Raw genomic sequence first — 24,690 nt, forward strand, 5'->3', positions numbered from 1 at the left:
GCCAACTACCTCGTCAACTCCGGATACGGTTCCGTGTGAACGAGTCCCGCTCTAGTCGGGATCGAACGGCCGGCCGTTCCACTCGATGTCGGCGGTTATGGCCTCGGTAAGGGGGAGGCCCGTTCGGAGCGCGCGAAAGCCAAAGACGGCGGCGTCGATCAGGGCTCCGAGCACCGGGAGCCCATCGCCTGGAGCGGCCACTGCGTCGGAACCCTGTTGTCCCTGTTTGCGCCAGTCCGCGAGCCGTCCGTCGCGCAAGGCGGTCGGCAGGCCGTGGAGCCAGAGGGCCGTGGAAAGGTGGCGCGCCCCGGCGCCGGGCTCTGCTTCGCCGCATCCCATCAGCGCCCGGCCGAAGGCGGCGTTGCGACCGAACAGATGGACCCCGCTGGTCGCCCGCGGATTGCACTCGATCAGCCACGGCTGCCCGTGGGCGTCGATGATGGCGTCGCAGGCGATCTGGCTCGTCCCGGCGAAGGCGGCGAGGGCCTCGGCCATCAGTCGCAGACGCGCGGTCTGGTCTGCCTGGAGCGGACGGAAGACGTAGCTGGCGCCGCCGGGCAATCGCCAGTCTGACCCGTAGGCGCAGAAGGCGGCGATCTGTCCTTCATGGCAGACGGCGTAAAAGCCGACCTCCTCGCCGACGATCCGCCGCTGGACGACCCAGGGCGCGTCGGGCACCGGCGTGACGGCGGCGAGTTCGGGAAGCGTCGGGGCGATCAGGGTCCGGGCGCCGAAGCGCGACCAGACCGGCTTGAACACATGGTCCGCGGCGTCGCCGCACAGAGCTTCCAGCGCCGCCCGGTCAGCGATCACGGTGGTGGCGGGTACCGGCAGGGAGAGGCTGCGACACAGGCCGGCGAAGCGGTCCTTGGCGTGCAGGGTCGCCAGCCGGTCCGGCGGCGGGGCGAACAGCCGGTCGGAGAAGCCGTCGGCCTCGGCCAGGCCGGCGAGGTGAAACACCTCTTCGCAGGTCGGGATGATGCAGACGGGATCGAGTCGGGCGATCAGGTCGCCGATGTCGCGAGCGAAGTCGGCGGGCCGTTCCACCGGCGAGGCATAGCGATGCACCGGTCCGGCGGCGCTGGACAGGCGTGCGAGCCAGGCCGGGCTGCAATCGGCCAGATGCGGCTCATACCCTGCGGCGCGCAGGCTTCGGGCCATGTCCAGCGCCGCCACGGCCCGGGCGCCGGTGATCAGGACCCGCTCAGCCATCGGACCAGCGCACCCGTCGCCGTTTGATCCCGTCCTGCACCGGGCGGCCGCGGGCGGTTATGGGGACGTCCACGCCATGTTCCGCGAGCAGGGTCGCAACGGCCGACCTTGCGGCTTCGACCCGATCCGGATCAGCCTCGACCGTGACGCCGCCCCGCGTGGCGACCACGCGCCAGTCGGGCTCCGGGCCGAGGGCGGCACTGACAGCGGTCTCGACCTGGCGCGGGCAGATCACGGCGCCGGGCCAGCGCCACAGGTCCTCCAGCCGGCCCTCGATCGGATGCACGGCTGTCAGCGGCGAGCCGCAGGGGCAGGGCGCAGGCAGCGGCTCGAGGAGGTCGGGCAGGCGGACGCGGATCATCGGCTGGGTGGTGCGGCGCAGGTCGGTGACGATCGGAAGGAAGCGATTGGTCCCGGCCACAGGCTCGCGCTCGATGATCAGCACGTCCTCGTTCAGGTGCAGGGTCCCGAGGCGGCAGGCGGCGCCGAGGAAGCCTTCGGTGGCCTGATAGATGGGGTCGGGCCGGACGCCCAGGGCCGCGGCGATCCAGCCGCGCTCAGCTTCGCCCATCGGTTCGGCGCCGTAGAAGAGGCGGCGCAGCGGCCACGGACCGTCCGTGCGGCGGGCGAGATCGGCCAGCACCTGGGTCGGAGCGATCAGGATGTCGGGAGCAAACGCCCGCAGCCGTTCGAACCGTTCTGGCGCAGCTACATTGAGGCCGACGAACAGGAATCGGAACGGACCCGCCGAGGCGACATCGCCATACAGACGGTTGTCGGCGCGCAGGCACAGGGCGATCCGCGTGGGGCGAAGCAGGGCCTCGGCCGCCAGCAGGCGGGCGAGGATATGGCCCACCCAGCCGGCGCGTTCGGCCGGACTGGTCACGAACAGGCCGGGCCGCCCCGAGGATCCCGAGGAGAAGCCGGCCACGACGCCTGGCCTGACCTCGCCCGAACCGCCGGTCTCTCCGGCCAGCGCGGCGGCCTCGGCCCCGGCCCGCGTGAGGCCGAGAGTGTTCCAGGCGTCGAAGCCGTCTCGCAGGGCCTCGGGCCGCATGACGGGGAACTCCGCCAGCGGGCGGCCCGCGAGGGCGCTGACCGCCGGGGTGCGAGCGATGACGGGGGCCATGGCCCGCCACAGCCGGGCCTGCCGTCGCGCGACATCGGATGGGGTGCGCAGGCTCCAGCGGCTCCAGCGGGCGCCGAGCCATGCCCGCAGGACCGCGAGCCGGTCAGTCCGCACGGCCCGTCTCGATCTCGACCTCGCCGCAATGGGAGGGGGTGATGATCACCTCGGGATTGCGCGCCCACAGCTGGTGCAGGCCGTTGAGGGTCTCACGGTACGGCCCGGTCTGGCCGAGCAGGGCGGTGGTCAGCCGCGGCGGCGGGACGTCGTCGCGCACGGCGCCGCTGGACCACGCCGCGTCGGCGATCAGGAACCGCGTCCGGTCGTCCGTCTGCCTTGTCAGCAAGCCCCAGTGTCCGGGACAGTGGCCGGGCAGCTGGACCGCCAGCAGCGAGCCGTCGCCCAACAGGTCGGCGCCGGTTTCGAACGGGGCCATATCCGGCCCGAGGGCGACCTGCGGCCGGTCCTCGAAGAAGACCGCGCGGGCGTCGATGTCGGCCGGTGCGAGGGCGGCCAGCACTCCGCGGCGGACGCGGGAAACACGGCCCTTGCGCTTGACCTGCGCCAGCCCGGCGCGGGCGCAGAAGATGCGGGCCCTGGGGAAACGGGTCAGTCCGGCGATATGATCGCCATGGAAGTGTGAGACGACGACGGCGCGGATGTCTTCCGGTGCAAAGCCGAAGGCCGGCAGCTGGTCGGCGACCGCTGCCCCCGGCTCCAGCGACACCGGCGTGGTCCAGCGGTAGAGGCGCTCGGGAAAGGGCTCGGTGGCGGCGAAGAAGGCGGGGTCATAGCCGGTGTCGAACAGCATCGGCCCTTCGTCCGGATGGACGATCAGCGCCGCCAGCGCCGGGAAGATCGCCGGGGCCAGTCCGGCGTCGCGGCGGGTCATGACGGCGGGATGCGAACACTCGCCGGCGCGCAGGATGTGGACGCGGCAGCGCTTCATGACGCCGCCAGCCGGGGCGCGACCGCCAGCGCCGTCTCGACCGCGTCATGGGCCGGTTCATAGCCAAGCAGGCATCGGGCCTTGCTGAGGTCGAAGGTCTGCGTCCAGGCCAGGGTGGACAGGGTGTATGGCGTCAGCACCGGCTCGGGCCGTCCCGGCAGGACGCGGCACAGGGCGTCGGCGCCGACCGACACGACTTGTCCGAGGGCGAGGGGAATCGAGACCGTGCGGACCTCCACTCCGAGCGCATCTCCCAGCCGATGGACCAGATTGCGGACGGGCAGGGCCTGGCCTCCGGTGATGTTGATCGCCTGCCCGCCGGCCGCCTCGCGGTGGACGTCGCCCAGCCGGATCGCGCGCGCCGCGTCACGCACGTCGGTCAGCTCCACCAGGGCCCGCCCGTCGCGGAACACGGGGAACCGCCCGCGCTTCACGAGCGGCAGAATGCGCGGCAGCAGGACCGCGTCGTCGGGGCCGATGATGGCGCGCGGGCGGATGGCGACGGTGCGGAAGCCGGGCGCGTCGGCGGCGAGAACCAGCCGCTCGGCCTCGCCCTTGGTGCGGGAATAGGCGTTCAGGGGACGGCCGGGCCACGGGGTCTCCTCGGTCAGCCCGGTCTGGTCGGCCCAGCGGGCATAGACCGAGGGGGATGAGACGAAGACGAACGACCCGACGCCCGATCGCCGCGCGGCGTCCAGCAGGTCGTGGGTCAGATCGACATTGGCGCGCTGGAAGTCAGTGTCGGGGCCCCAAGGGCTGGACAGGGCGGCGGCGTGGAAGACGACGTCAATGTCCTTGCACAGGTCGTCCGGGCCGAGCTCGAACAAGTCGCCCGCCACCGCTTCGGCGCCCGTATCGTGCAGGCGTCGGATGGCGGTCGGACTGCGGCCGGTGGCGCGCACCTTGTAGCCATCGTCCAGCAAGGCCTGCGTCAGGGTCAGCCCGAGGCCGCCGGTCGCGCCGGTGACCAGCGCGCGCCGGCTCACGTCCGCAGCACCATCGCGGCGAGGCTGATCCCCGCCGCCGTGCCCAGAAGCAGGACGGTCTGGCCGGGACCCAGCCGCCCTGTCGCATGCGCCTCGACCAGCACCGTGGGCAGGGAGGCCGCGATCTGGTTGCCCCGGGTGGCGAAGATGTCGACCACCCGCTCCGGATCGCCGCCCATAAGCCGGCGGGCGTGTTCGATCGCGGGCCGGCTGGCCTGATGGCCCACGATGACATCGACCGTCTCGCGGGTCAGACCGGCTTCGCCCAGAACCCGGTCGATCAGGGCGGGCAGGGTCTTCGAGGCGGCCTTGAAGATGCCGAACGCGTCCATCCTGAAGCGGGCGCCTTCGGAAAAGGCCTCCAGCCCGTCGTCCAGGCGAACGCGGGTTCCGCCGGACCGCACCGTGGCGAGGTCCTTGCCCGAGCCATAGGTCTCGAAGCCTCGGGCCAGTAGACCCGGGCCGTGGGGGTCGTCGCCGGCCTCGATGCAAACGGCCGCCGCGCCGTCGCCGAAGATGGCGGCGGACGCTGGCGTGTCCCAGTCCAGGCCGCACGAGGCGATGTCGCTGGACACGATCAGGGCGCGCCGGAAGCGGCCGGCAGCGAAGCCCATGGCGGCGACGTCGAGCGCGGTCCCGAAGGACAGGCAGGTCTGGTTGACGTCAAAGGCCCAGATGCCCGACTGGCCGAGACCCAGCGCCTCCTGAATCAGCACCGAGGCGCCGGGGATGGGCTGTTCCATCACCCCGCAGGCGCCGATCAGGACATCGAACTCGCCCGGCTCCCAACGCGCCATCGCCAGGGCGCGCCTTGCGGCCTCGGCCCCCATCATGGAAGTGGTTTCGTCGGGGCCCGCCACGCCGCGGGAGGCGATGCCGAACTCCGCCTCAGTCCAGCCGGCCGGCTGGCCGAAGACGCCGTCCAGCGCCTGCGACGACCGGTTCTCACGCGGGGCATAGGCACCAAGGCCGGCCAGGATCATCGGCGTCATGGCGTCAGGTTAGCCTCGCCGTCGAAGCCCGTCCATGCGCCCGCGGCCTCAGTCCTGATGCTCGATTACATGCCGTCCACGCACCATACGGACATAGGGCAGGGGCCGATCCGGGTGGGCGAGGCGCTCGCCCACCTCGCCCAGCACGAACCGGGTGATGGCCGGCAGGTCGAGCGATCTGGTATCCGCCAGCGGCAGCCAGGCGATCTCGTCCAGCTCACCCGAGCCGGCGGTCGGCTCCGGGTGCAACAGGGCGCGAGCGTCCGCCATGAAAAAGCGGGCGTCGAACCGGCGCGTCCGTCCCGGCGGGGTGATGGCGCGGGCCACGTAGGACAGGGCGGCGAGGTCCGGCAGTGCCCCGATGGCCCGGAACTCGCGCCACGAACCGGCAACGGAGGCAGCGGGCGCAGACTCTGCGAGCAACAGCCCCGTCTCCTCGAAGGTTTCACGCACGGCGGCCAGGGCCAGGGCGCGCGCGCGGCGGGCCGGGACCTCGCGCGTCAGGCGGGCCGTGTCCGCCGCGGGCAGGTGATTGGCGGCGGCGGCGCTGAAGTCAGACCGGTCGATCCGTCCGCCGGGAAACACCCATTTGGCGGCCATGAAGACGTGGCCGGGCGCGCGCCGGCCCATCAGCACCTCGGCCTCGCCCTTGCGGACGCGGGTCAGGATCAGGGTGGCGGCGTCCTTCGGCGGCTGGCGGCCGCCAACGCGCGGGGCGTCGCTCAGGTCGCGGTCGGAATCGAAGGGCGTGGTCATGGCCGGGCCATAGCACGCTCGCCGGCCGGCGGACGACCGACTGGAAGATCAGTCGTCTATCCGCGTTCCGGTGAGGATCAGCACAGAGAGGTCCTGCCGAGGCGTGTAGTTGCGCCGCCGGATCTCGAACCGGGTCGGGCCGATCTTTCGCACGCCCTCGCCGCAGAAGCTGACCAGATTGCGCGACGATCCCTTGTCCACGACCAGCCGGAATTCCCCGATCGGCTCGGCCCAGTTGGCGCCGGTGGTCAGGATGTAGTCGACCCATGTCTCGGACAGATGCAGGCCGCGCGCCCGCATCCGCCGCGCCCCGGCCCGGAAGGCGTCGTCGGTGCAATACTGGGTGGCTTCCTGATTGGCGTATTCGCTATCCGCCATGGCCGGGTCGCCGAACACGCTGCCGGACGAGCCGCCGATGGCGGGGGTGTACTGGTGGCGGACGTCGAGTTCCCGCCCGGCCGGAAAGACCTGGGTCCAGTAGTGGGTGGTCTTCAGCGTCCACAGGGGCGCGAGCTCGAGGACGCGAACGCCCCGGTCCATCCAGGAGCGGTCCTCGATCAGCCCCATTTCGATCAGCATGTCGATCTGGGGTCGGGGCAGGGCCGCCAGCGCCTGCATCGTCGCATCGCCCCGGGGCGTGAACGGCACGCCGAGACCGCGCATCAGGTCGGAGTGATCCACTCCGTTCAGCACTGCCTTTTGTTCCACATTGGTCGCCGCCCGGCGGCCGTTCACCGTTGTGGTGAAAGGCATCCGCAGCGGGTCCTCGATGGCGACATCGCTTTCGATGCCGCCCCGCAGGTCGGGCATGGGGAAGGCGACGATCGTCGAGATGTTGCGGTCGGTGCGATTGTAGAAGCGGTAGCGGACGCGGATCTCGGCCGCCGAGACATAGAGGTCCTCGGATCGCATCTCGATGCCGTCGGTGCGTTGCAGAACGAGGCCGCCCGCGCCCATGGAGGCGACGCTGTCGTTGGCCGCCGCCGGCGCGGCGAGCAGGATGGCGGCCAGCACGGCGGCGACGCCCTGGTTCAATCTGATCATCTCGTCCTCCCGCGGCGAGACTAACCGATCGCGTGCGGCGAAGTCGTGACGAATTCTGTCGTCAGCGCCGCTTGCCCTTGCGGACGCCCTTCAGCCCCCCGGACGGCTTGGGTCCGCCCGTGCGGCCGGCGCCGCGCTTGGGGAAGCCGCCGCCGCCGGGACCGCGCGCGCGCTGGCCCAGCCGGGGCGCGGGGGCGTTGGGATCGCGCGGGGCCGGGTCGGAGAGCATCTCAAAAATCAGACCGCCGGTGATCGGCGTGGCCTCCTTGAGCCGCACCTCGACCGTCCGCCCCAGCATCCAGCGAGCGCCGCTGCGCTCGCCGACCAGGGCATGGGACTTGTCGTCGTGGGTGAAATATTCGGTCCCGAGGGTGGAGACCGGCGCCAGCCCGTCGGCCCCGGTTTCGTCCAGCCGGATGAACAGGCCGAAGCGGGTCACGCCGGTGATACGGCCGGGGAAGGTCGCCCCGACCCGCTCCTGCAGGAAGGCGGCCATGTAGCGGTCCATGGCCCCGCGCTCGGCGGCCATGGAACGGCGCTCTGTCATGGTCACCTGTTCGGCGATGGCGGGCAGTTCCGTGACCTCGCGGTCGGTAAGCCCGTCTTTGCCCAGTCCCAGGGCGCGGATCAGGCCGCGGTGGACGATCAGGTCGGAGTAGCGCCGGATCGGCGAGGTGAAGTGGGCGTAGCGGTCGAGGTTGAGGCCGAAGTGGCCGACGTTCTCGGCCGAATAGATGGCCTGCATCTGGCTGCGCAGGACGACCTCGTTGACGACCTCGGCGTGGTCACCGCCGCGGGTCTCGTCGAGCAGTTTGTTGAACCGTTTGGTCGTCGCGGGTTCGCCCTTGGTCCACGGCTTGCCGATGGTCTGGAGGAAGTCGCCGAGGTTGAACAGCTTCTCCTGGCTGGGCGCGTCGTGGACGCGGTAGAGCAGGGGCGTCTTCTTCTGCTCCAGCGTCTCTGCGGCGCAGACGTTCGCCTGGATCATCATCTCCTCGATCAGCCGATGGGCCTCGAGGCTGACGCGGGGCTCGATCGAGATGATCTGGCCCTGGTCGTTCATGCGGATGCGGCGTTCCAAGCTTTCGATGGCCAGGGGGCTGCGCTTCAGCCGACCCTTCAGCATGGTCCGGTAGGCTTCCCATAACGGCGTGAGGATGGCCGCCATGATCGGGCCGGTCGTGTCGTCGGTCTGGCCGTCGATGGCGGCTTGCGCCTGTTCGTAGCTGAGTTTGGCGTGCGATCGCATCAGGCCACGGACGAATTTGTGGCCCGTCTTCTTGCCGTCCCTGTCGAAGACCATGCGCACGGCCATGCAGGCGCGATTCTCGCCTTCCTTGAGGCTGCACAGGCCGTTGGACAGCCGCTCGGGCAGCATCGGTTCGACGCGGTCGGGGAAGTAGGTGGAGTTGCCCTTGTCGCGCGCCTCGCGGTCCAGATTGGTGTTGGGGCGGACGTAGGCGGCGACGTCGGCGATGGCGACCCAGACGACCCAGCCGTCGGCGTTCTTCGGATCCTCATCGCGCATCGCATGGACGGCGTCGTCGTGGTCGCGGGCGTCGGCGGGGTCGATGGTGATCAGCGGCAGGTCGCGCAGGTCCTCGCGGCCCTTGAGCGAGGGCAGTTCCTGATCCTCGGCCTCCTTCTCGACGGCTTCCGAGAAGCCCATCGGCACGTTGTGGGCGGCGATGGCGATCAGGGAGGCGGCGCGGGCGTCGCCCTCGTGGCCGATCTTCTCGAGGATCTTGCCGCGTTTGGGACCATAGCGCTGGTCGCCCTTTTCGATGGCGGCCAGGACGAGGTCGCCGTCGCGCAGGCCCTCGGCCTGGGCGTGGGGCACCAGGAGCACGTCCTTGGAGCGGCGGTCGACGGGCTCGACCCGGACCTCCTTGTTGGACTTGCGGATGACGCCGAGCACCTTGTTGGCGCCGGCGTCGAGAGTCTTGATCAGCCGGGCTTCCCAGCCATCCTCGCCGCGGGCGAATTTGACCAGGACGCGGTCGCCCAGGCCGGGAGCGGGGCCGGGCTTGTCGTTATCGGGCACCAGCAAGGCGCGGGGGGCGTCGGCCGAGGCCTCGACCAGGCGGACGTAGAGTTCGCCGTCCATGTCGCGCTCGACCACGTCGGCGACGCCGACGGCCGGCAGGGCGCCGACCTCGGAAAAGCCCTTGCGGCCGCGTTTGCCCAGTTTGCCGGCTTCTTCGAGCGCCCGGATCATTTCGCGCAGAGCGCGGCGCTCGCCGCCCTTGAGGCCGAAATGGCGGGCGATGTCGGTTTTCTCGGCTGATCCGGCTTCGCGGAGGAAGGCGATCAGCGTGTCTTCGTCGGGGAGGCCGGCGGGCGGTCTCTTGGGGTTCTTTGTCATTCAGTTCTTCTGTTCGCCGATCGAATCGGCGGGATTGATGCAGGCCACGCCCAGCAGGCGGGCCGCGTCGGCCAGCCCGGTATCCAACGTGGCCAGTTGATAGTTGTGCCGCAGGCAGATGGCGGCGTGAATGGCGTCAGGGGCGCGAAGCTTGAGTTCGAAGGAGCGAACCAGCTGCTCGGCGTTGCGGATATCTTCAGCATCCAGAGCGGCCGCGGGCGGCAGTCTCGATCTGAATTCATCAAGGGCCGACAACAGCGCATTCGCGGTCTTCTGGCTGACCCGCCCCATTCGAAAGCGGCGTGAGACGGCAGACGAGACCTCCGCGGAGGCGAGGTCGCCGACCACAACCTCGACGCCCAAGGATAGCACGAAGGCGATCACCCGGTCCGATACAGATTCCTTGAACAGGATAGACGCGACCAGACTGGCGTCCAGATATGTGAGCACTAAACGCCTTCGTCTCGCATCTCACGGATCATGTCGGCGGCCGGCATGTCTGCAGGCGGCAGGCTTTCACGCAAGATGCGCAGCCTCTCCAGCGCCGCAGCGATCGCCTCGGCGGAGACGGGTTTCGACGGCGCCGCGGCCGCGGCCTTCACGATCTCGACGATCGGCTTGCCGTGTCGGGTGATCACGATGCGCTCACCGTCCTCGACCCGTTCCAACAGGTGAGTGAATTTGTTCTTCGCTTCGGCGACCCCGTAGTTGGCCATCGGTCCACCTCCATTCTGGCCATAAATATAGCCATAAATCCCGGACTTCGCCAGCCGGGTTGTTCGGCGGGCGCCTCGCGCCTAGCTTCCGGCGCGAACGTCCCCGGAGTTTCTGCATGTCCCTTTCCGCCACCCCCGTCCTGTCCGGTCCGACCGGTTCGCTGCTGGACCTGATCGGCAAGACGCCGATGGTGGAGGTGACGAAGATCGACACCGGCCCGTGCCGTCTGTTCCTCAAGCTGGAGGCGCAGAACCCGGGCGGGTCGATCAAGGACCGCATCGCCCTGTCGATGATCGCGGCGGCCGAGGCGGAGGGGTTTCTGAAACCCGGCGGGACCATCGTCGAGGCGACGGCCGGCAACACCGGTCTGGCGCTGACGCTGGTCGGTCAGGCCAAGGGCTACAAGGTGCTGCTGGTCATTCCGGACAAGATGTCCAAGGAAAAAATCCAGCATCTCAGGGCCATGGGCGCCGATGTTCGCCTGACGCGTTCCGACGTGCCGCACGGACATCCGGAATACTATACCGACATGGCCGAGCGGCTGGCGCAGCAGATTCCGGGCGGCTTCTACGTCAACCAGTTCGCCAACGACGCCAACTCCCTGGCTCATTTCCAGACCACGGGGCCGGAGATCTGGGAACAGATGGACGGCGACATCGACGCCTTCGTGGCAGGCATCGGTTCGGGCGGCACCATCACCGGCATCGCCCAATATCTGAAGAGCGTCGGGTCGGATGCGAAGATCATTCTCGCGGACCCCGTCGGCTCGACCCTGGCGGGGATCGTCAACGAGGGCGTTCCGGGGCCAGAGGGCAGCTATACCGTCGAAGGGATCGGCCAGAATTTCGTGCCCGACACCGCGAAGATGGACTTGATCGACAAGGCCTATTCCATCCCTGACGCAGAGGCGATCGCCACGGTTCGGGAACTGCTTCTGAAGGAAGGCGTGCTGGCCGGTTCCTCATCGGGCACGCTGATTGCGACGGCCCTGCGCTGGTGCCGGCAACAGACCGAACCGAAGCGGGTGGTCACTTTCGTCTGTGACACCGGGGCGAAATACCTGTCCAAGGTCTACAACGACGCTTGGCTGGCGGATCAAGGGCTGGGCGACCAGCCGCTGCACGGGGACCTGTCGGACCTGATCTCGCGCAAATACGAAAAGGGCGACGTGGTCGTGGCGGGCCCGGACGACACCCTGGACACCGCCTTCAAGCGCATGCGCGGCGCTGACGTGTCACAGCTGCCGATCATCCAGGACGGCCGGCTGGTTGGCATTCTGGACGAGAGCGACATCGTCCATGTGATGAACACCGACGAGATCACCCGACAGGAACGTTTCAAGAAGCCCGTGGGCACGGTGATGACCCGGGATCTGGACACGGTGCAGGTGGGCGAGAGCCTGGACGCCCTGATCCCGCTGTTCGACCGCGACCGGGTGGCGATCGTGCTGGACGGCGAGCGGTTTGTGGGTCTGATTACGCGCACCGACCTGATCAACCACCTGAGCCTGAACCGCTAGGCGACCCGGTCAGAACCCGGCCGCCTATTGTGGCTAACCTGCGGTGGAAATGAGGCGATCTGACTAGACGGCGGCCAAATTGTGGTCCTGACTGGGCGTTGTCCCGTTCATTTGCTGTCAGGCCTGATCCAATGACACGCCTTCCGAACCTCGTCCTCGCCGCCGCGATTGCCGCCGTCGCGCTGTTCTGCGCCAGTGAAGTCTCCGCCCAGGCGGCCGCCCCGGCGGGTTGTTCCGACGACGTGCCGCAGCGGGCCACGCGCGGGAACACCGAGTTCATCAGCAATTCGCAGACGGTCCGCGCCTTGATCTACAAGCCGACCGGTCCTGCCAATGGCGCCGCGGTTGTGCTGTTGCACAGTTCCGAAGGCCTCACGATTGACGCCCATTCGTTCGATCCGCACGCCATCCAGCTGGCGGCCCGGGGTTACCACGTGCTGGTGCCCAACTATTTCGAGGCGCGGGCGCGCAAGGTGCCGTGGAACGGCCGTGATGTCCGCCTGTGGGAAGAAGCGGGCCATGACGCAGTCGCCTATATGGGCACGCTGGAGGGCGTCGATCCGGCGCGGGTCGGCATCTGGGGCTTCTCGCTGGGCGGCTTCGTCGCCACAGACGGTTCGGCGCATCCCGACTCGACCGCTCGCGTGGCTATCGGCGTCGCCACCGGCGAGGACATCTTCGAGCCCAGCCGGACCCGCCGCGAGCTGCCGATGCTCCTGATCGAGGGCTATTCCACCTTTCCCGTCATCTCGTCCGCGACGATGCGCGAACTGGCCGCCGATCTTCGCCGCCGGGGTGGAACTGTCGAAGTCCAGATGTTGATGTCCCGCGACCCCTCGATGACCGGCGCAGTCTGGTGCGAGGTGTTCCAGCACACGCGGCGCTTTCTCGACACGCACCTTCTGCCGGCCGCCGCCGCTCCCGTCGCGTAACGCGCCGGTGCGCTGGAGCCTTATTGCGCTGATTGGTCTGCTCGCGGCGACGACGGATCGACCAGTCGCCCAGGCCCAGACGGCTCCGGCCCCACCCCGGGTTGGCATTCCCGGGTGCACGGACGACGTGGCGGTCCGGGCGTCGAGAGCCCTGATCTCGTTCGAAAGCCGGGGACGTGCGGTGCGAGCCTATCTCTACACGCCGGGCGTCGCCCCCAACGGCGACGGCATTGTGATGCTGCACGGCGGGACCGGCTTCGAAATGAACTCGATCCTGTTCGACGCCCACGCCATCCAGCTGGCGTCGCGCGGCTACTGGGTCATTCTTCCCGCCTATTTTGACGCCGATACACCCGCTCAGGGCCGACGGCTGGTGAACGCGCGAGCCTGGCGTCAGGCGGCGCTGGACGCGGCGGGCCAACTGGCCGGCAAGCCGGGCGTGTCGCCGGGGCGGGTGGCGCTATGGGGCTATTCCCGTGGCGCGGGCGTCGCCCTGAACGCCGCCACCGCGGCGGAAAGCCCTGTCCGATCGGCTGTACTGGTCGCCGGAGGTGGTTCGACGGATGAGACGCTGACCGGCCGCGACCTGTCCTTCCTGCTCATGCATGCCCGGCGTGACGAAGCCGTTCCGGTGCGGGCGACTCTGGAACTGGCTGAAGATCTGCGCCGGGCCGGAGCCACGGTCGAGGTGCAGGGCCTGGATTTCGACGGCCACCAGTACGATCTGTCCACCTGGTGCGCGGTCATGGGCGGGACGCGCGCCTTTCTGGAAGGGGGCCCCACGCGAGCCGCATCATGATCCGAATGACGAGAGACGGGATCGACCGGCGCGCCATGCTGGGCGTGGTCGGCGCCATGGCGGTCGCCCCGCCGGCGGAGGTCTGCCAGGCCGCGGAAACTCCGGCGTTCACCACCGAGCTGACGTCCTTTCCGAGCAACAGCAAGGCGATCCGCGCGGCGGTGTTCCGGCCGACCGCGAACGCACGCGGGTCCGGCATGGTGCTGATGCACGGCTCCGGCGGCATCGGGCCGGAGCAGGTACTGCTGGGTGAGAAATTCGCCGCCGACGGCTATGTCGCGGTCGTCCCGACCTATCTGGACGCGGCCGAGGACGACGTGGTCCGGCTCGAGCCGGTGATGAACGCCTGGCGCGACTGCGGCGCCGACGCCATCGAATGGCTGATCGGACAGAACATCGACAGCAGTCGCACCGGGATCATGGGATATTCACTGGGCTCCCATATCGCGGTGGACGGCGCCCTGGGTGACAGTCGGGCGGCGGCGATCTCGGTGGCGGGGGGCTGGGATGTCTATACCCCGCGCCGTCCTGCGCGCCACATTCCCGTCCTGCTCATCTCGGCCGAGGGGGACACCCATGTGCGCCCGGTCAGCACGGCCCACTGGCGCCACTTTCTGATCGAGGCCGGAGTGCCGGTCCGGGCCCGGACAGTGCGCGGCGCCGGCCATATTATGAACCGACGCCAGTGGGATCAGGTCTATGCCTATGCGCCGGACTTTTTCAACGGCAACATCGGCCGAATCTCACAGTAACCGGATCATCCATGGCATCGCTGAAGAACAGTCAGGGCTTTTCGACCCGCGCCATCCACGCGGGCCAGCGGCCTGACCCGACCACGGGCGCGGTCATGACCCCGATCTACGCCACCTCGACCTACGCCCAGGAAAGCCCGGGCGTGAACAAGGGCTATGAATACGCCCGCGGCAAGAATCCGACGCGCGAGGCGTTCGAGGCCTGTCTGGCCGATCTGGAGGGCGGGACCCACGGCTTCGGCTTCGCCAGTGGCATGGCCGCGACCTCGACCGCGCTGGAGCTGCTGGACGCCGGGTCCCATATCGTCACCGGTGACGACCTGTACGGCGGATCGTGGCGGCTGTTCGAGCGGGTGCGGCGCCGGTCGATGGGGCTGGACTTCGCCTATGTCGATCTGAGTGACCTGGCGAAGGTCAAGGCGGCGATCACGCCGAAGACGAAGCTGATCTGGGCCGAGACCCCGACCAATCCGCTGATGAAGCTGGCCGACATCGCTGGCCTGTCGAAGATCGCCAAAGCCCATGGCCTGCTGCTGATCGTCGACAACACCTTCGCCACGCCGTGGAGCCAGCAGCCGCTCAAGCTGAGCGCCGACGTGGTCATGCATTCGGCGACCAAATATCTGAACGGGCACTCCGACATCATCGGCGGGGCGCTGGTGACGGCGAACCCGGAGTTGGCCAAGGAGATCAAGTTTCTGCAGAACTCGGTCGGCGGGGTCATGGGGCCGTTTGACGCCTTTCTGGCCAACCGGGGGCTGAAGACGTTGGGCCTGCGCATGAAGGCGCACAATGAGAACGCCATGGCCGTGGCGCGCTGGCTGGAGGACCGGAAAGGGATCGCCAAGGTGATCTACCCGGGTCTGATCAGCCATCCGCAGCACGAGCTGGCGTCACGTCAGATGAACGGCCGGTTCGGCGGCATGGTCACAGCCCTGATCGACGGCGATCTGGAGCGGACCAAACGGGTGCTGGAGCGGGTGCAGGTCTTTACGCTTGCGGAGTCGCTGGGCGGGGTCGAAAGCCTGGTCAACCACCCGGCCATCATGACCCACGCCTCGGTGCCCAGGGAGCTGCGCGAGGCCGGCGGGGTGACGGAGAATCTGATCCGGCTGTCGGTGGGTGTGGAAGACGTCGAGGACCTGATCGCGGACCTGGATCAGGCGCTGGCCGTCTAGGCGGCCTTGGTGTCCGGCAGGGCGGTCTGGTGGCCGCTGGCGGGGACGACCTTTTTCTTGGCCGGGGCGCGGGGCTTTTTGACGACGGTGGTCGTCTTGTCCGCGGCGCGGCGGGCCACTTCCTCGTCGATCAGGGGCACCAGTTCGGCCGCGGTGGCCATCTTGGTGGGGGAGCCGCTTTCCGACAGGCGGACCGCATTGAGACGCAACGCCTTCAGGTCAGCATCGCTCATGGTCGGGAGCTTTTCGGCCAGCGGGGTCATCGGCTTCTCCTGGAGTTGAAAAACAGTCGGGCCGGCGCCTGTTCGGCGGCCGGCCCTTCCGTCAGCCGGGCATCAAGCCCGGCAGGGTCGCTTGTCGGAAACTATTCGGCGGCCTTGAGGCGACCGGCTGATTCCTTGCCCGAACGCGAGTCGCGTTCGACTTCGTAGGAAATCTTCTGGTTTTCGTTCAGCGTGCCCAGATCGGACGTTTCAACGGCCGAGGCGTGGACGAAAACGTCCTTGCCGCCGTCATCGGGGGCGATGAAGCCGTAACCCTTGGTGGAGTTGTACCATTTTACAGTGCCGGTAGCCATTTTGAGACCTCCGTTAGGCGTTGACCGCCGGAAGAGGCTCCGGGTCGGCCTGTCGGGTCTGAATGGGATCGGCTTTGGACCTCGGTGCGCGATGCAAAGGGGCAGCAGCGTTTCGCAGTGAGATCGACGAAGCCTCAGATGGGCGCTTTACGGGCCAATAGCAAGCGGCGCCGTAAGACGGCAAAACGGCGGCGAAGGCCTGGGCCCTCGCCGCCGTCGAAATCATGCACCCGCGAGGGGTGCGTGAACTCAGCCTTCGGTCTTCAGCTGACCAGCCGATTCCTTGCCCGAACGCTTGTCGCGCTCGATTTCGTAGGAAACCTTCTGATTTTCATCCAGGCCGCGCAGGCCCGCTTGTTCGACGGCCGAGATGTGGACGAAAACGTCCTTGCCGCCGTCGTCAGGCTGGATGAAGCCGTAGCCCTTGGTGGAGTTGAACCATTTCACAGTGCCGGTAGCCATTTTCAGGACCTCCGCTAGCAGTTGGCCACAGGGAAAAGCCCCGGTGGTCTGTCGGGTCTGAAAGGAGCGGCTAGACCTCAGTGCGAAAGCAGAGGGTGGCGTTTCGCAGAGAGCTCGACAAATCGCTTTTGGACCGGCGGCGCGCCAAAATCAAGACAGGCGTCCAAGCCGGCTATTCGGCCGCTTCGCCCTCGGGCGTGGCGATGTAGTGTTCCTGGCAAAGCTTGCGCAGGGCAGCCGTCAGGGTCGGGCCGTACAGGGAATCCTGGATCCGCTCGAAGCCTTCGGACTGGAGGGCCTGTTTGATCTCACCGACAGTGCGGCAGCCGCCGCCGCGCGCCAGTTCATAGGCGCGTTCGAGGGTCGTGGGACGATGGTTGCTCATCTGTCCTAGATAAGGATCCCGGCCGGAAAAGCGAGGCCCCTGTCGAGGTCTCAGAAGGCGAGGCTGATCCCGGCGACCAGACTGTCGGCATATTGCTCGCCCGGCACGTCGGCGTCGGTGGCGTAGTAGCGCAGGTCGGCGTCGATATTGTTGGTCACGGCGTAGGTGAAGCCCGCGTTCCAGGCCGTGTAGTCGAGGCTGTTGTCCTGCTCACGGCGGCCGATCGCGGCCGTGCCTTCCAGCTTGTTGGTGAAGTCCCAGCCAAGGCGCGCCTCGACCCAGGTCCAGGCCTCGGTCCCGCCCGTGCCGTCGGGCGAATACTGGAAGCGGACACGGCCGCTGGCCGGGCCAATCGAGCGTTTGACGTCGGCGGTGAATTCCCAGGCGTTGTCGTCATAGCCGGAGACGGCGTCGATCTGGGACTTGTGGGTGACGTTGAGATCGAGGTCGAAGCCGGCGATCCCGGGCCGCACGCCGGCGCCGATCTCCACCTCCAGGTCGGAGCCGCTGGAGCTCTTGATGGTCTGGAACCCGGAGCCGGCGTAAAGCAGGCCCGAGGCGCTTTCCCATTCGGCCTCGCCCCAGACGAAGGCCTCGCCGTCAGTCTTGGACGCGCCCTTGGAGCGGTTGTCCGTGGCGGCGCCGACGGCAAAGGACCAGCTGCCGGAGGGGGCGGCGTCCTGGGCCGCGACGGGCGCGGCGGCAGCCAGCAGGGCAGTGGCCAGGAAAGCGGCGGTCGTCAGGGTGCGGAGCATGTGTGAGTCGCCTCGTTTGATCGAGGCGGGGTCTAGAGCCGCTTCTTGTCGAATTTGTCACAAGCCTGCGAAAATTCATCCGTCAGCCGATGGACAAGCGCGGCCGTGGGAATGACGTCACGCACGCCGGCGGAGCCCTGGCCGGCGGACCAGACGGTTTTCCAGGCCTTGGCCTCGTCGGCCATGTCGAGCTTGTGCTCGGGAAGGGACTTCGGATCGATGCCGTTGGCGACCAGCGAGGGCGTCAGGAAATTGGCCGGAATGCCCGAGACGGCGGGGGTGTAGGTGATGTCCGAGGCGCCGGCCTCGACGATCATCTGCTTGTACTCGGACTGGGCCATCGACTCTGTCGTCGAGATGAAGCGGGTGCCCATATAGGCGAAGTCGGCGCCCATCATGATGGCCGCGGCCACGTCGCCGCCGGTTGACAGACAGCCGGACAGGATGATGGTCCCGTCGAAGAAGGACCGCACCTCCTCGACCAGGGCGAAGGGGTTGACCACGCCGGCGTGACCGCCCGCGCCATTGGCCACCAGGATCAGTCCGTCGACCCCCGCCTGGGCGGCCTTGCGGGCATGGCGGACGTTGGCGATGTCATGGAAGACCACGCCGCCGTAGCCGTGCACGGCGTCGACCACGTCGCGGACCGCGCCCAGCGAGGTGATGATCAGCGGCACCTTCTCCTCGACCGAGACCATCATGTCGGACATCAGGCGCGGATTGGTCGGGTGGACGATGTGGTTGACGCCATAGGCCGCGGCGTCGGGGGTCAGGCGCGACTTGATCTCGTGCAGCCACTCCCGGTAGCCCTCGGTCGAGCGTTGGTTCAGCGACGGGAAGGTGCCGATGATCCCGGCGTTGCAGGCCTCGACCACCAGATCCGGTCCGGAGACCAGGAACATGGGCGCGGCGATGACCGGCAGCTTCAGACCGTCTTGCAGTGATGCCGGAATGGCCATGTCGTTTCCCCGGGTTGTCTTTGGCTACGGATAGCGGGCTGTCGCGGGGGAAGGCAAATCCGGAAAAACACCGTCCGAAGCGTTCACAGCGTCCGCTCCGTTCACAGCGTCCACTGCGTCCGGATCAGAGGCACTCTGGCACGACCCTACGACAGAACCGGACGTGACGCCGAACCGCGTTGGCGCTAGAGCGTCGGCATGACCACCGACACTTCCGGCCTCCACCAGCTCGGCCAACACACCATCCAGCCGACGAGCCCGGAAGCGGCCGAGCTGGAGCGGGTGCCTAACCCTCACGCCGGGACGCTGTATCTCACGCGCTTCACCGCGCCGGAGTTCACCAGCCTGTGCCCGGTGACAGGCCAGCCGGACTTCGCCCACATCGTCATCGACTACGCGCCGGGCGACTGGCTGGTCGAGTCCAAGAGCCTGAAGCTGTACTTGACCGCCTTCCGCAACCACGGCGCCTTCCACGAGGACTGCACCGTGGCCATCGGCAAGAAGATCGCCGACCTGTTGCAACCGAAATGGCTGCGCATCGGCGGCTACTGGTACCCGCGCGGGGGCATCCCGATCGATGTCTTCTGGCAGACAGGCCCGGCACCCGAGGGGCTGTGGCTGCCCGATCAGGGCGTGCCGACCTATCGCGGGCGGGGGTGAGGCGCTTCATGTCGCTTCGTCCATTCCATCTCGCCTTTCCCGTTCATGACATCGACGCCGCGCGTCGCTTCTGGGGCGGGACGATGGGCTGCCCCGAGGGGCGCAGTTCAGGCGAATGGATCGATTTCGACTTTTTCGGCCATCAGATCGTGGCGCATCTCGTTCCGGGGATGGAAACGGCCGACACCGGCGGCAATGCGGTCGACGGCCATCAGGTGCCGGTGCCCCATTTTGGCGTGGTGCTGGAGATGAAGGATTGGCAGGCGCTGGCCGACCGCCTCATTGCCGCGGGCACGAAGTTCGACATCGAGCCCTATGTACGATTCAAGGGCGAACCGGGTGAGCAGGCCACCATGTTTTTCCGCGATCCGAGCGGCAACGCCATCGAGATGAAGGCCTTCGAGGACCTTGGCCGATTGTTCGCGAAATAGGCGCCTCTCCGCAAGGATGGCGCCGGAGCGTTCAGCCCTTCAAGGACGCCGCTTTTCGGTGCGCCGCCGGTCGCCCGGCGTCTAGTCTGACGTCGTGACCGACCCCCGCCGCCTCCCGCTCGAACTCTGGGGTCGCCACTGGCTGCTTCGCCTCCAGACCGCCGCCGACCGCGCCGCCTGGAGCCGGTACGCCTTCGAATTCCTGATGTTCGGCATAAAGCAGGGCTGGGCCTGTCTGTTCGGCGGGGCGATGCTGGCCCTGTTGCTGGCGACGCATCTGTGGTGGCCAGACCAAGCGCCGGTCAGCCGTTACGACTTCCTCGTCGTCGGGGCGCTCGGCATCCAGGCGGCCATGCTGGCGCTGAAGCTGGAGAGCTGGGAGGAGGCGAGGGTGATCTTCGTCTTCCACGTCGTCGGCACCATCATGGAGCTGTTCAAGACCCAGCACGGGTCGTGGATCTATCCGGAGGACAGCCTGCTGCGCATCGGCATGGTGCCGCTGTTCTCGGGCTTCATGTATGCGGCGGTGGGTAGTTACATCGCCCGTATCTGGCGCATCTTCGACATCAAATTCCGCCACTATCCGCCCTTGTGGACGACGTGGGTTCTGGCGGCGGCGATCTACGTCAACTTCTTCGCCCATCATTGGCTGCCGGATGTGAGGCTGGGCCTGTTCGCGGCGACGGCGGTGCTGTTCGGGCGCGGCTGGTTCTATTTCACGCCGGACCGGAAGCGGCGGACGATGCCGTTTCTGCTTGGGTTCTTTCTGGTGGCGGTGTTCATCTGGCTGGCGGAGAACCTCGGGACGTACGCCCGGGCCTGGGTCTATCCGGGGCAGGACGACGGCTGGGAAATGGTCTCCCTGGCCAAGCTGGGCAGCTGGTTCCTGCTGATGATGATCAGCGTGGTGCTGGTGTCGCTGGTGCATCGGCCGGAGGCGGAGCCACAATAATACCGCTCATCCCGGCGAAAGCCGGGACCCAGTCCTGTCCAGCTTGACGTTGGCGTTTCAGAACGAGCGATTGCGGGCTAAACCCTCGTCGACCATCACCCAAAGCACTGGGTCCCGGCCTTCGCCGGGATGAGCGGACAAGAATGAAATCAGAGACCGACGTCGTCATCCTGGGCGGGGGCCACAACGGGCTGGTCTGCGCCTTCTATCTCGCGCGGGCCGGGCTGAAGGTCACCATTCTTGAGCGGCGCCATGTCGTCGGCGGGGCGGCCGTGACAGAGGAGTTCCATCCGGGATTCCGCAACTCGACCGCCAGCTACACCGTCAGCCTGCTGAACCCGAAGGTCATCGCTGACATGGACCTGGCCCGGCATGGGCTGCGGGTGGTCGAGCGCAAGGTGTCCAACTTCCTGCCCTTCGAAGACGGCCGTCATTTCCTTGCGGGCGAAGGGCGGACGCAGGGAGAACTGGCGAAATTCTCGACGCGCGATGCGGAACGGCTGCCCGATTATGAGGCGCGGCTGGAGACGGTGGCGGCGGTGTTGCGCGCCTGGATCCTGAAGGCGCCGCCGAACATGGTGGAAGGCGGCTGGATGGCCATGCTGCCGGAACTGCTGAAGGGCGCATCGCTGGGCAAGCAGGCGGCGGGGCTGGACGTCACCGGCCGGCGCGACCTGCTGGATTTGTTCGCCAAGTCGGCGGGCGACTGGCTGGACGGCTGGTTCGAGAGCGATCCGATCAAGGCGCTGTTCGGGTTCGACAGCGTCGTCGGCAACTACGCCAGTCCGTACACGCCGGGCTCGGCCTATGTACTGCTGCACCACGTCTTCGGCGAGGTGAACGGGCGCAAGGGCGTCTGGGGGCACGCTATCGGCGGTATGGGCGCGATCACCCAGGCCATGGCGTCAGCCTGCGCCGAACAGGGCGTCGAGGTGCGGCTGGAGACGCCCATCGCCGAGGTGCTGACCGAAAAGGGCCGCGCCGTCGGGGCGGTGACCGAGGCCGGCGACGTCGTGCGGGCGCGGGCTGTGGTGTCCAACCTGCATCCGCGCCTGCTGTTCGAACGGTTCGTGGACGACGCCGTCGTGCCCGCGGATTTCAGGGAGCGGATGGGGAACTATCAGTCCGGCTCCGGGACCTTCCGCATGAATGTGGCCCTGTCGGAACTGCCGAACTTCACCAGCCTGCCGGGGCAGGGCGATCATCTGACCGCCGGGATCATCATGGCGCCGTCGCTGGCCTATATGGACCGGGCTCATGCCGAGGCCCGGCTGAACGGCTGGTCGTCCAGGCCGATCGTCGAGATGCTGATCCCCTCGACCCTTGACGACAGCCTGGCTCCGGCCGGGCAGCATGTCGCCAGCCTGTTCTGCCAGCATGTCGATCCGACCCTGGGCGACGAGCATCGCGACGCGGTGGCGGACCTGATGATCGAGACGGTCGACGCCCATGCGCCGGGGTTCAAGGCCTCGGTGGTCGGGCGGCTGGCGCTGGGACCGCGCGATCTGGAGCGGCGCTTCGGCCTGGTCGGCGGCGACATCTTCCATGGACGGCTGACGCTGGACCAGTTGTTCAGCGCCCGCCCGGTGCTGGGCCACGCCGATCACCGGATGCCGGTGCCGGGCCTGTATCTGTGCGGGTCAGGCGCCCATCCGGGCGGCGGCGTCACCGGCGCGCCGGGGCACAATGCGGCGCGGGCGGTGCTGAAGGATCTGGGCCGGTAGGTCTCAGGCGTTCTCGACGCCCATCGCCTTCATCAGCGCCACGCGGATGGCGCTTTCGGTGAAGGGCTTCTGCACCGTCGAATGGCCGCGCCATTCGTCGGGCAGGCCGCTTTCGCCATAGCCGGTCGAGAAGACGAAGGGCACGCCGCGGGCGTTCAGCGCCTCGGCGATCGGAAAGACCTGACGGCCGGCGACATTGACGTCCAGCAGGGCGGCGTCCAGCGGCGCCGGGTCGGCGACCATGGCCAGCCCTTCCTCGACCGTCCCGGCGGGGCCGACAGGGATGCAGCCCATGTCCTCGAGAATGGTTTCCAACAGCATGGCGACGAGCGCCTCGTCTTCCACCAACAGGACGCGGCGGGCCGAGAGCGGTTGGCTCATGAATGTCTTCCTCGGTCGGGCGGAGTGACCGCGCCCCTTTACGAAAATGCGTAATGGACTTCGATCGCCTCCGCCAGTTGCTGAATTCGGCCGATGATCCTGACCGGATGGCCATTGGGGGCCGGAGCCGGTTAGGGTCGATCGATGATCCTTGCCTCCATCCTCGCAGCGGCGGTGCTGATGACGACTCCGGCTTTGCCTTTCGATCCAGCCCTTCGCGCCACCGTCGAGCAGGGACGGCTGGTCGGCAGGCTTGCGGACGGCGTCGCCAGCTTCAAGGCGATCCCGTACGCCGCGCCGCCGCTCGGGCCGCTGCGTTGGCGAGCGCCGCAGCGGGCGGGGCCATGGGCGGGAGACCGCGACGCGGGCCAGGTCGGCGCCATGTGCATCCAGCCGCCGTCGAACGGCGACCCCGGCGTCGGCCCTCTGCCGATGAGCGAGGACTGTTTGACGCTGAACGTCTGGGCGCCGGAAGCGCGAGGCGACGCGCCACTGCCGGTCATGGTCTGGATCCATGGCGGCGGACTGAATAACGGCTCGGGCACGGCTGCGCTCTACGACGGGAGCAATCTGGCGAAGCGCGGCGTGGTGATGGTGACGGTAAACTACCGGCTGGGACGGCTGGGGTTCTTCGACCATCCGGCGCTGGCGGCGGAGCGAGGACCGGGGGAGGCTGCGGCGAACTACGGACTGATGGACATCGTCGCAGCGTTGGAATGGGTGCGAGACAATGCGGCGGCCTTCGGAGGCGACGCCTCGAACGTGACGATCTTTGGCGAGTCCGCCGGCGGGACGATGGTCACCCGGCTGATGATCGCGCCCCAGGCGCGGGGGCTGTTCCACCGTGCGGTGGTCCAGTCCGGCCTCGGCCGCGACGAAGGCACGCCGCTGGATCGTCCACGCCGCGACGGCGGGGCCTCGATGCGGGAACGAGGGGTGACCTTTGCGGAAAGCCTCGCTCTTGAGCATCCGACAGCGGCGCAACTGCGCGACATCCCAGCCGCCAAACTCCTGACGCCGGCGCCCAATTTCTACGGCGGCGACGTCCTTGTGCGCGACGGTGAACGGCCGCCGCCGGCACTGACATTCCACCGCGTTGTCGATCCGCGGACTGTCGGGGCGATGTTGTTGCCAGGCACAGACGGGCAGTCCGTGTGGATAGACCCGGCGCCAGTGATCAATGGCCGACATCTGGTCAGCGTTTCGGTGACCGTGGATGCTCACAACCGACCGGCAATCGGCTTTCGGTTCGACGGTCTGGGCGCCCGCCTGTTTGCCCAATTCACTGCGGCGCACGTCGGTGAACGCTTTGCGATCGTGCTCGAGGGCAAGGTGATCTCCGCGCCGACCGTCAACACGCCCATCATGGGGGGCAGCGGAATCATCGAAGGCCGGTTCACTATCAGCGAAGCGTCCACCATGGTGAGGCTGATCAGCGGCGATCTGCGCCAACCCGCCGCCTTCGTCTCGGAGGATGTCGAAGCCGCCTTCGTTGCCGGCCGCGAAGCTCCGGTCCCGCTGATCATCGGCGCCAACAGCGCCGAGTTCTGGTGGATGAAGCCGGCGGACCTGAGCCCCTATGGCGCGCTGGACGACGCCATGACGGCGGACGAGCGGGCGGCCTTCCTCGAGGCCTATGGCGGGCAGGACGGCTATGACGCGCGGGTGCTGAGCGATCTGGTGTTCAGCGAGCCGGCGCGGCATCTGGCGCGGCTGCACGCGGCCAACGGGCATCCGACGTATCTGTACCGGTTCGACGTGGTCCCCGAGTCGAACCCCGAGCCCAGCGGCGGCGCCACCCATGCGTCGGAGCGGCCGTATGTGTTCGACAATCTGCACACCGTCGGGCGGCCGATGGGCGAGCGGGACGCGCGGGCGGCGGCGGCCATGGCCGACTACTGGACGACCTTTGCGGCCAAGGGGAATCCCAATGCCCCCGGGCGTCCGGCCTGGCCGGAGTTCGGGGCCGCGCGCGACCGGCTGCTGGAGTTCACCAATGGCGGACCGGTCGCGGGTCCCATTCCGTTCGCCGGCCGGCTGGACCTGATCGAGGCCTTCTACGCGCGAATCCGGTGAC

The 24,690-nt window shown here is 68.1% G+C and carries 27 protein-coding genes; 10 read left to right on the plus strand and 17 right to left on the minus strand.

Annotation, left to right across the window (positions count from 1 at the left end):
- Positions 1–51: 51 nt before the first annotated feature.
- The 10 genes from ACTIEW_RS08575 to ACTIEW_RS08620 all read right to left on the minus strand — a co-directional run bounded on the left by ACTIEW_RS08575 (position 52) and on the right by ACTIEW_RS08620 (position 10,146).
- The gene (locus tag ACTIEW_RS08575) at positions 52–1,212 is read right to left on the minus strand and encodes a hypothetical protein (RefSeq protein ID WP_439477495.1); all 1,161 of its coding nucleotides are present in this window, start codon (positions 1,210–1,212) and stop codon (positions 52–54) included.
- A complete protein-coding gene (locus ACTIEW_RS08580; RefSeq protein WP_439477496.1) occupies positions 1,205–2,455 on the minus strand; it encodes a cell division protein FtsA in 1,251 nt (416 codons plus the stop codon). The genes ACTIEW_RS08575 and ACTIEW_RS08580 overlap by 8 nt, the downstream gene beginning before the upstream one ends.
- The gene (locus ACTIEW_RS08585) at positions 2,445–3,287 is read right to left on the minus strand and encodes an MBL fold metallo-hydrolase (RefSeq protein WP_439477497.1); all 843 of its coding nucleotides are present in this window, start codon (positions 3,285–3,287) and stop codon (positions 2,445–2,447) included. Before ACTIEW_RS08585 ends, ACTIEW_RS08580 begins: the two co-directional genes overlap by 11 nt.
- A complete protein-coding gene (locus tag ACTIEW_RS08590) occupies positions 3,284–4,273 on the minus strand; it encodes an NAD-dependent epimerase/dehydratase family protein (RefSeq protein WP_439477498.1) in 990 nt (329 codons plus the stop codon). Before ACTIEW_RS08590 ends, ACTIEW_RS08585 begins: the two co-directional genes overlap by 4 nt.
- Positions 4,270–5,265 carry a 3-oxoacyl-[acyl-carrier-protein] synthase III C-terminal domain-containing protein gene (locus ACTIEW_RS08595; RefSeq protein ID WP_439477499.1) on the minus strand — a complete coding sequence of 332 codons (996 nt, stop codon included), beginning with the start codon at positions 5,263–5,265 and terminating at the stop codon, positions 4,270–4,272. The genes ACTIEW_RS08590 and ACTIEW_RS08595 overlap by 4 nt, the downstream gene beginning before the upstream one ends.
- 48 nt (positions 5,266–5,313) lie before the next feature.
- Entirely contained in the window at positions 5,314–6,021 is a 708-nt protein-coding gene (locus ACTIEW_RS08600; RefSeq protein ID WP_439477500.1) for an NUDIX hydrolase, read from the minus strand.
- A 48-nt stretch (positions 6,022–6,069) separates the two neighbouring features.
- Entirely contained in the window at positions 6,070–7,065 is a 996-nt protein-coding gene (locus ACTIEW_RS08605) for a DUF4424 family protein (protein WP_439477501.1), read from the minus strand.
- 61 nt (positions 7,066–7,126) lie between these two features.
- Positions 7,127–9,430 (minus strand): ribonuclease R, encoded by a 2,304-nt coding sequence (rnr, locus tag ACTIEW_RS08610; RefSeq protein WP_439477502.1) that lies wholly within the window; start codon positions 9,428–9,430, stop codon positions 7,127–7,129.
- The gene (locus ACTIEW_RS08615; RefSeq protein ID WP_439477503.1) at positions 9,431–9,880 is read right to left on the minus strand and encodes a type II toxin-antitoxin system VapC family toxin; all 450 of its coding nucleotides are present in this window, start codon (positions 9,878–9,880) and stop codon (positions 9,431–9,433) included. It abuts the gene before it with no gap.
- Positions 9,880–10,146 carry a type II toxin-antitoxin system Phd/YefM family antitoxin gene (locus ACTIEW_RS08620; RefSeq protein WP_439477504.1) on the minus strand — a complete coding sequence of 89 codons (267 nt, stop codon included), beginning with the start codon at positions 10,144–10,146 and terminating at the stop codon, positions 9,880–9,882. Before ACTIEW_RS08620 ends, ACTIEW_RS08615 begins: the two co-directional genes overlap by 1 nt.
- A gap of 116 nt (positions 10,147–10,262) precedes the next feature.
- Between ACTIEW_RS08620 and ACTIEW_RS08625 the strand changes: the two genes are divergently transcribed.
- From ACTIEW_RS08625 to ACTIEW_RS08645, 5 genes are all read left to right on the plus strand, one after another.
- Positions 10,263–11,666: a pyridoxal-phosphate dependent enzyme gene (locus ACTIEW_RS08625; protein WP_439477505.1), complete on the plus strand. Its 1,404-nt coding sequence runs from the start codon at positions 10,263–10,265 to the stop codon at positions 11,664–11,666.
- Between the two features lie 131 nt (positions 11,667–11,797).
- Positions 11,798–12,598, plus strand: coding sequence for an alpha/beta hydrolase family protein (locus tag ACTIEW_RS08630; RefSeq protein ID WP_439477506.1), 801 nt, complete (start codon positions 11,798–11,800; stop codon positions 12,596–12,598).
- Between the two features lie 127 nt (positions 12,599–12,725).
- Entirely contained in the window at positions 12,726–13,397 is a 672-nt protein-coding gene (locus ACTIEW_RS08635) for a dienelactone hydrolase family protein (protein WP_439477507.1), read from the plus strand.
- Positions 13,394–14,149, plus strand: a complete 756-nt coding sequence (locus ACTIEW_RS08640; RefSeq protein ID WP_439477508.1) for a dienelactone hydrolase family protein — start codon at positions 13,394–13,396, stop codon at positions 14,147–14,149. Before ACTIEW_RS08635 ends, ACTIEW_RS08640 begins: the two co-directional genes overlap by 4 nt.
- 11 nt (positions 14,150–14,160) lie before the next feature.
- Entirely contained in the window at positions 14,161–15,327 is a 1,167-nt protein-coding gene (locus ACTIEW_RS08645; RefSeq protein WP_439477509.1) for a cystathionine gamma-synthase, read from the plus strand.
- Here ACTIEW_RS08645 and ACTIEW_RS08650 read toward each other — a convergent pair.
- From ACTIEW_RS08650 to ACTIEW_RS08675, 6 genes are all read right to left on the minus strand, one after another.
- A complete protein-coding gene (locus ACTIEW_RS08650; protein WP_439477510.1) occupies positions 15,324–15,590 on the minus strand; it encodes a hypothetical protein in 267 nt (88 codons plus the stop codon). The genes ACTIEW_RS08645 and ACTIEW_RS08650 overlap by 4 nt on opposite strands.
- Before the next feature lie 101 nt (positions 15,591–15,691).
- Positions 15,692–15,904 carry a cold-shock protein gene (locus ACTIEW_RS08655; protein ID WP_055828885.1) on the minus strand — a complete coding sequence of 71 codons (213 nt, stop codon included), beginning with the start codon at positions 15,902–15,904 and terminating at the stop codon, positions 15,692–15,694.
- Between the two features lie 249 nt (positions 15,905–16,153).
- The gene (locus ACTIEW_RS08660) at positions 16,154–16,366 is read right to left on the minus strand and encodes a cold-shock protein (protein ID WP_055828888.1); all 213 of its coding nucleotides are present in this window, start codon (positions 16,364–16,366) and stop codon (positions 16,154–16,156) included.
- 172 nt (positions 16,367–16,538) lie between these two features.
- On the minus strand, positions 16,539–16,751 hold the full coding sequence (locus tag ACTIEW_RS08665; RefSeq protein ID WP_439477511.1) for a hypothetical protein: 213 nt from the start codon (positions 16,749–16,751) through the stop codon (positions 16,539–16,541).
- Between the two features lie 50 nt (positions 16,752–16,801).
- Complete coding sequence (locus ACTIEW_RS08670; RefSeq protein ID WP_439477512.1) at positions 16,802–17,506, minus strand: TorF family putative porin; 705 nt, start codon at positions 17,504–17,506, stop codon at positions 16,802–16,804.
- Positions 17,507–17,538: 32 nt separating this feature from the next.
- Positions 17,539–18,465, minus strand: coding sequence for an NAD(P)H-dependent flavin oxidoreductase (locus tag ACTIEW_RS08675; protein WP_439477513.1), 927 nt, complete (start codon positions 18,463–18,465; stop codon positions 17,539–17,541).
- 198 nt (positions 18,466–18,663) lie between these two features.
- Between ACTIEW_RS08675 and queF the strand changes: the two genes are divergently transcribed.
- The 4 genes from queF (at position 18,664) to ACTIEW_RS08695 (ending at position 22,232) form a co-directional block, all read left to right on the plus strand.
- Positions 18,664–19,125, plus strand: a complete 462-nt coding sequence (gene queF / locus ACTIEW_RS08680) for a preQ(1) synthase (RefSeq protein WP_439477514.1) — start codon at positions 18,664–18,666, stop codon at positions 19,123–19,125.
- Positions 19,122–19,556 carry a VOC family protein gene (locus ACTIEW_RS08685; RefSeq protein WP_439477515.1) on the plus strand — a complete coding sequence of 145 codons (435 nt, stop codon included), beginning with the start codon at positions 19,122–19,124 and terminating at the stop codon, positions 19,554–19,556. Before queF ends, ACTIEW_RS08685 begins: the two co-directional genes overlap by 4 nt.
- Before the next feature lie 142 nt (positions 19,557–19,698).
- The gene (locus tag ACTIEW_RS08690) at positions 19,699–20,508 is read left to right on the plus strand and encodes a DUF817 domain-containing protein (protein WP_439477640.1); all 810 of its coding nucleotides are present in this window, start codon (positions 19,699–19,701) and stop codon (positions 20,506–20,508) included.
- Between the two features lie 143 nt (positions 20,509–20,651).
- Positions 20,652–22,232 (plus strand): phytoene desaturase family protein, encoded by a 1,581-nt coding sequence (locus ACTIEW_RS08695; protein ID WP_439477516.1) that lies wholly within the window; start codon positions 20,652–20,654, stop codon positions 22,230–22,232.
- 3 nt (positions 22,233–22,235) lie between these two features.
- Here ACTIEW_RS08695 and ACTIEW_RS08700 read toward each other — a convergent pair whose 3' ends face one another.
- Positions 22,236–22,613: a response regulator gene (locus ACTIEW_RS08700; protein ID WP_439477517.1), complete on the minus strand. Its 378-nt coding sequence runs from the start codon at positions 22,611–22,613 to the stop codon at positions 22,236–22,238.
- Positions 22,614–22,757: 144 nt separating this feature from the next.
- On the opposite strand from ACTIEW_RS08700, the gene ACTIEW_RS08705 reads away from it, so the two are divergent.
- On the plus strand, positions 22,758–24,689 hold the full coding sequence (locus ACTIEW_RS08705; protein ID WP_439477518.1) for a carboxylesterase family protein: 1,932 nt from the start codon (positions 22,758–22,760) through the stop codon (positions 24,687–24,689).
- Position 24,690 lies beyond the last annotated feature (1 nt).

Source organism: Brevundimonas sp. (genome assembly GCF_051860745.1).
In the GTDB taxonomy this organism is placed as follows: Bacteria; Pseudomonadota; Alphaproteobacteria; order Caulobacterales; family Caulobacteraceae; genus Brevundimonas.

Coding starts and splice junctions, on each gene's coding strand:
- ACTIEW_RS08575 (WP_439477495.1), bottom strand. CDS start 1,212: ATGGCTGAGCGGGTCCTGATCACCGGCGCCCGGGCCGTGGCGGCGCTG.
- ACTIEW_RS08585 (WP_439477497.1), bottom strand. CDS start 3,287: ATGAAGCGCTGCCGCGTCCACATCCTGCGCGCCGGCGAGTGTTCGCAT.
- ACTIEW_RS08595 (WP_439477499.1), bottom strand. CDS start 5,265: ATGACGCCGATGATCCTGGCCGGCCTTGGTGCCTATGCCCCGCGTGAG.
- ACTIEW_RS08600 (WP_439477500.1), bottom strand. CDS start 6,021: ATGACCACGCCCTTCGATTCCGACCGCGACCTGAGCGACGCCCCGCGC.
- ACTIEW_RS08605 (WP_439477501.1), bottom strand. CDS start 7,065: ATGATCAGATTGAACCAGGGCGTCGCCGCCGTGCTGGCCGCCATCCTG.
- rnr (WP_439477502.1), bottom strand. CDS start 9,430: ATGACAAAGAACCCCAAGAGACCGCCCGCCGGCCTCCCCGACGAAGAC.
- ACTIEW_RS08620 (WP_439477504.1), bottom strand. CDS start 10,146: ATGGCCAACTACGGGGTCGCCGAAGCGAAGAACAAATTCACTCACCTG.
- ACTIEW_RS08625 (WP_439477505.1), top strand. CDS start 10,263: ATGTCCCTTTCCGCCACCCCCGTCCTGTCCGGTCCGACCGGTTCGCTG.
- ACTIEW_RS08630 (WP_439477506.1), top strand. CDS start 11,798: ATGACACGCCTTCCGAACCTCGTCCTCGCCGCCGCGATTGCCGCCGTC.
- ACTIEW_RS08640 (WP_439477508.1), top strand. CDS start 13,394: ATGATCCGAATGACGAGAGACGGGATCGACCGGCGCGCCATGCTGGGC.
- ACTIEW_RS08645 (WP_439477509.1), top strand. CDS start 14,161: ATGGCATCGCTGAAGAACAGTCAGGGCTTTTCGACCCGCGCCATCCAC.
- ACTIEW_RS08650 (WP_439477510.1), bottom strand. CDS start 15,590: ATGACCCCGCTGGCCGAAAAGCTCCCGACCATGAGCGATGCTGACCTG.
- ACTIEW_RS08655 (WP_055828885.1), bottom strand. CDS start 15,904: ATGGCTACCGGCACTGTAAAATGGTACAACTCCACCAAGGGTTACGGC.
- ACTIEW_RS08660 (WP_055828888.1), bottom strand. CDS start 16,366: ATGGCTACCGGCACTGTGAAATGGTTCAACTCCACCAAGGGCTACGGC.
- ACTIEW_RS08665 (WP_439477511.1), bottom strand. CDS start 16,751: ATGAGCAACCATCGTCCCACGACCCTCGAACGCGCCTATGAACTGGCG.
- ACTIEW_RS08670 (WP_439477512.1), bottom strand. CDS start 17,506: ATGCTCCGCACCCTGACGACCGCCGCTTTCCTGGCCACTGCCCTGCTG.
- ACTIEW_RS08675 (WP_439477513.1), bottom strand. CDS start 18,465: ATGGCCATTCCGGCATCACTGCAAGACGGTCTGAAGCTGCCGGTCATC.
- queF (WP_439477514.1), top strand. CDS start 18,664: ATGACCACCGACACTTCCGGCCTCCACCAGCTCGGCCAACACACCATC.
- ACTIEW_RS08695 (WP_439477516.1), top strand. CDS start 20,652: ATGAAATCAGAGACCGACGTCGTCATCCTGGGCGGGGGCCACAACGGG.
- ACTIEW_RS08700 (WP_439477517.1), bottom strand. CDS start 22,613: ATGAGCCAACCGCTCTCGGCCCGCCGCGTCCTGTTGGTGGAAGACGAG.
- ACTIEW_RS08705 (WP_439477518.1), top strand. CDS start 22,758: ATGATCCTTGCCTCCATCCTCGCAGCGGCGGTGCTGATGACGACTCCG.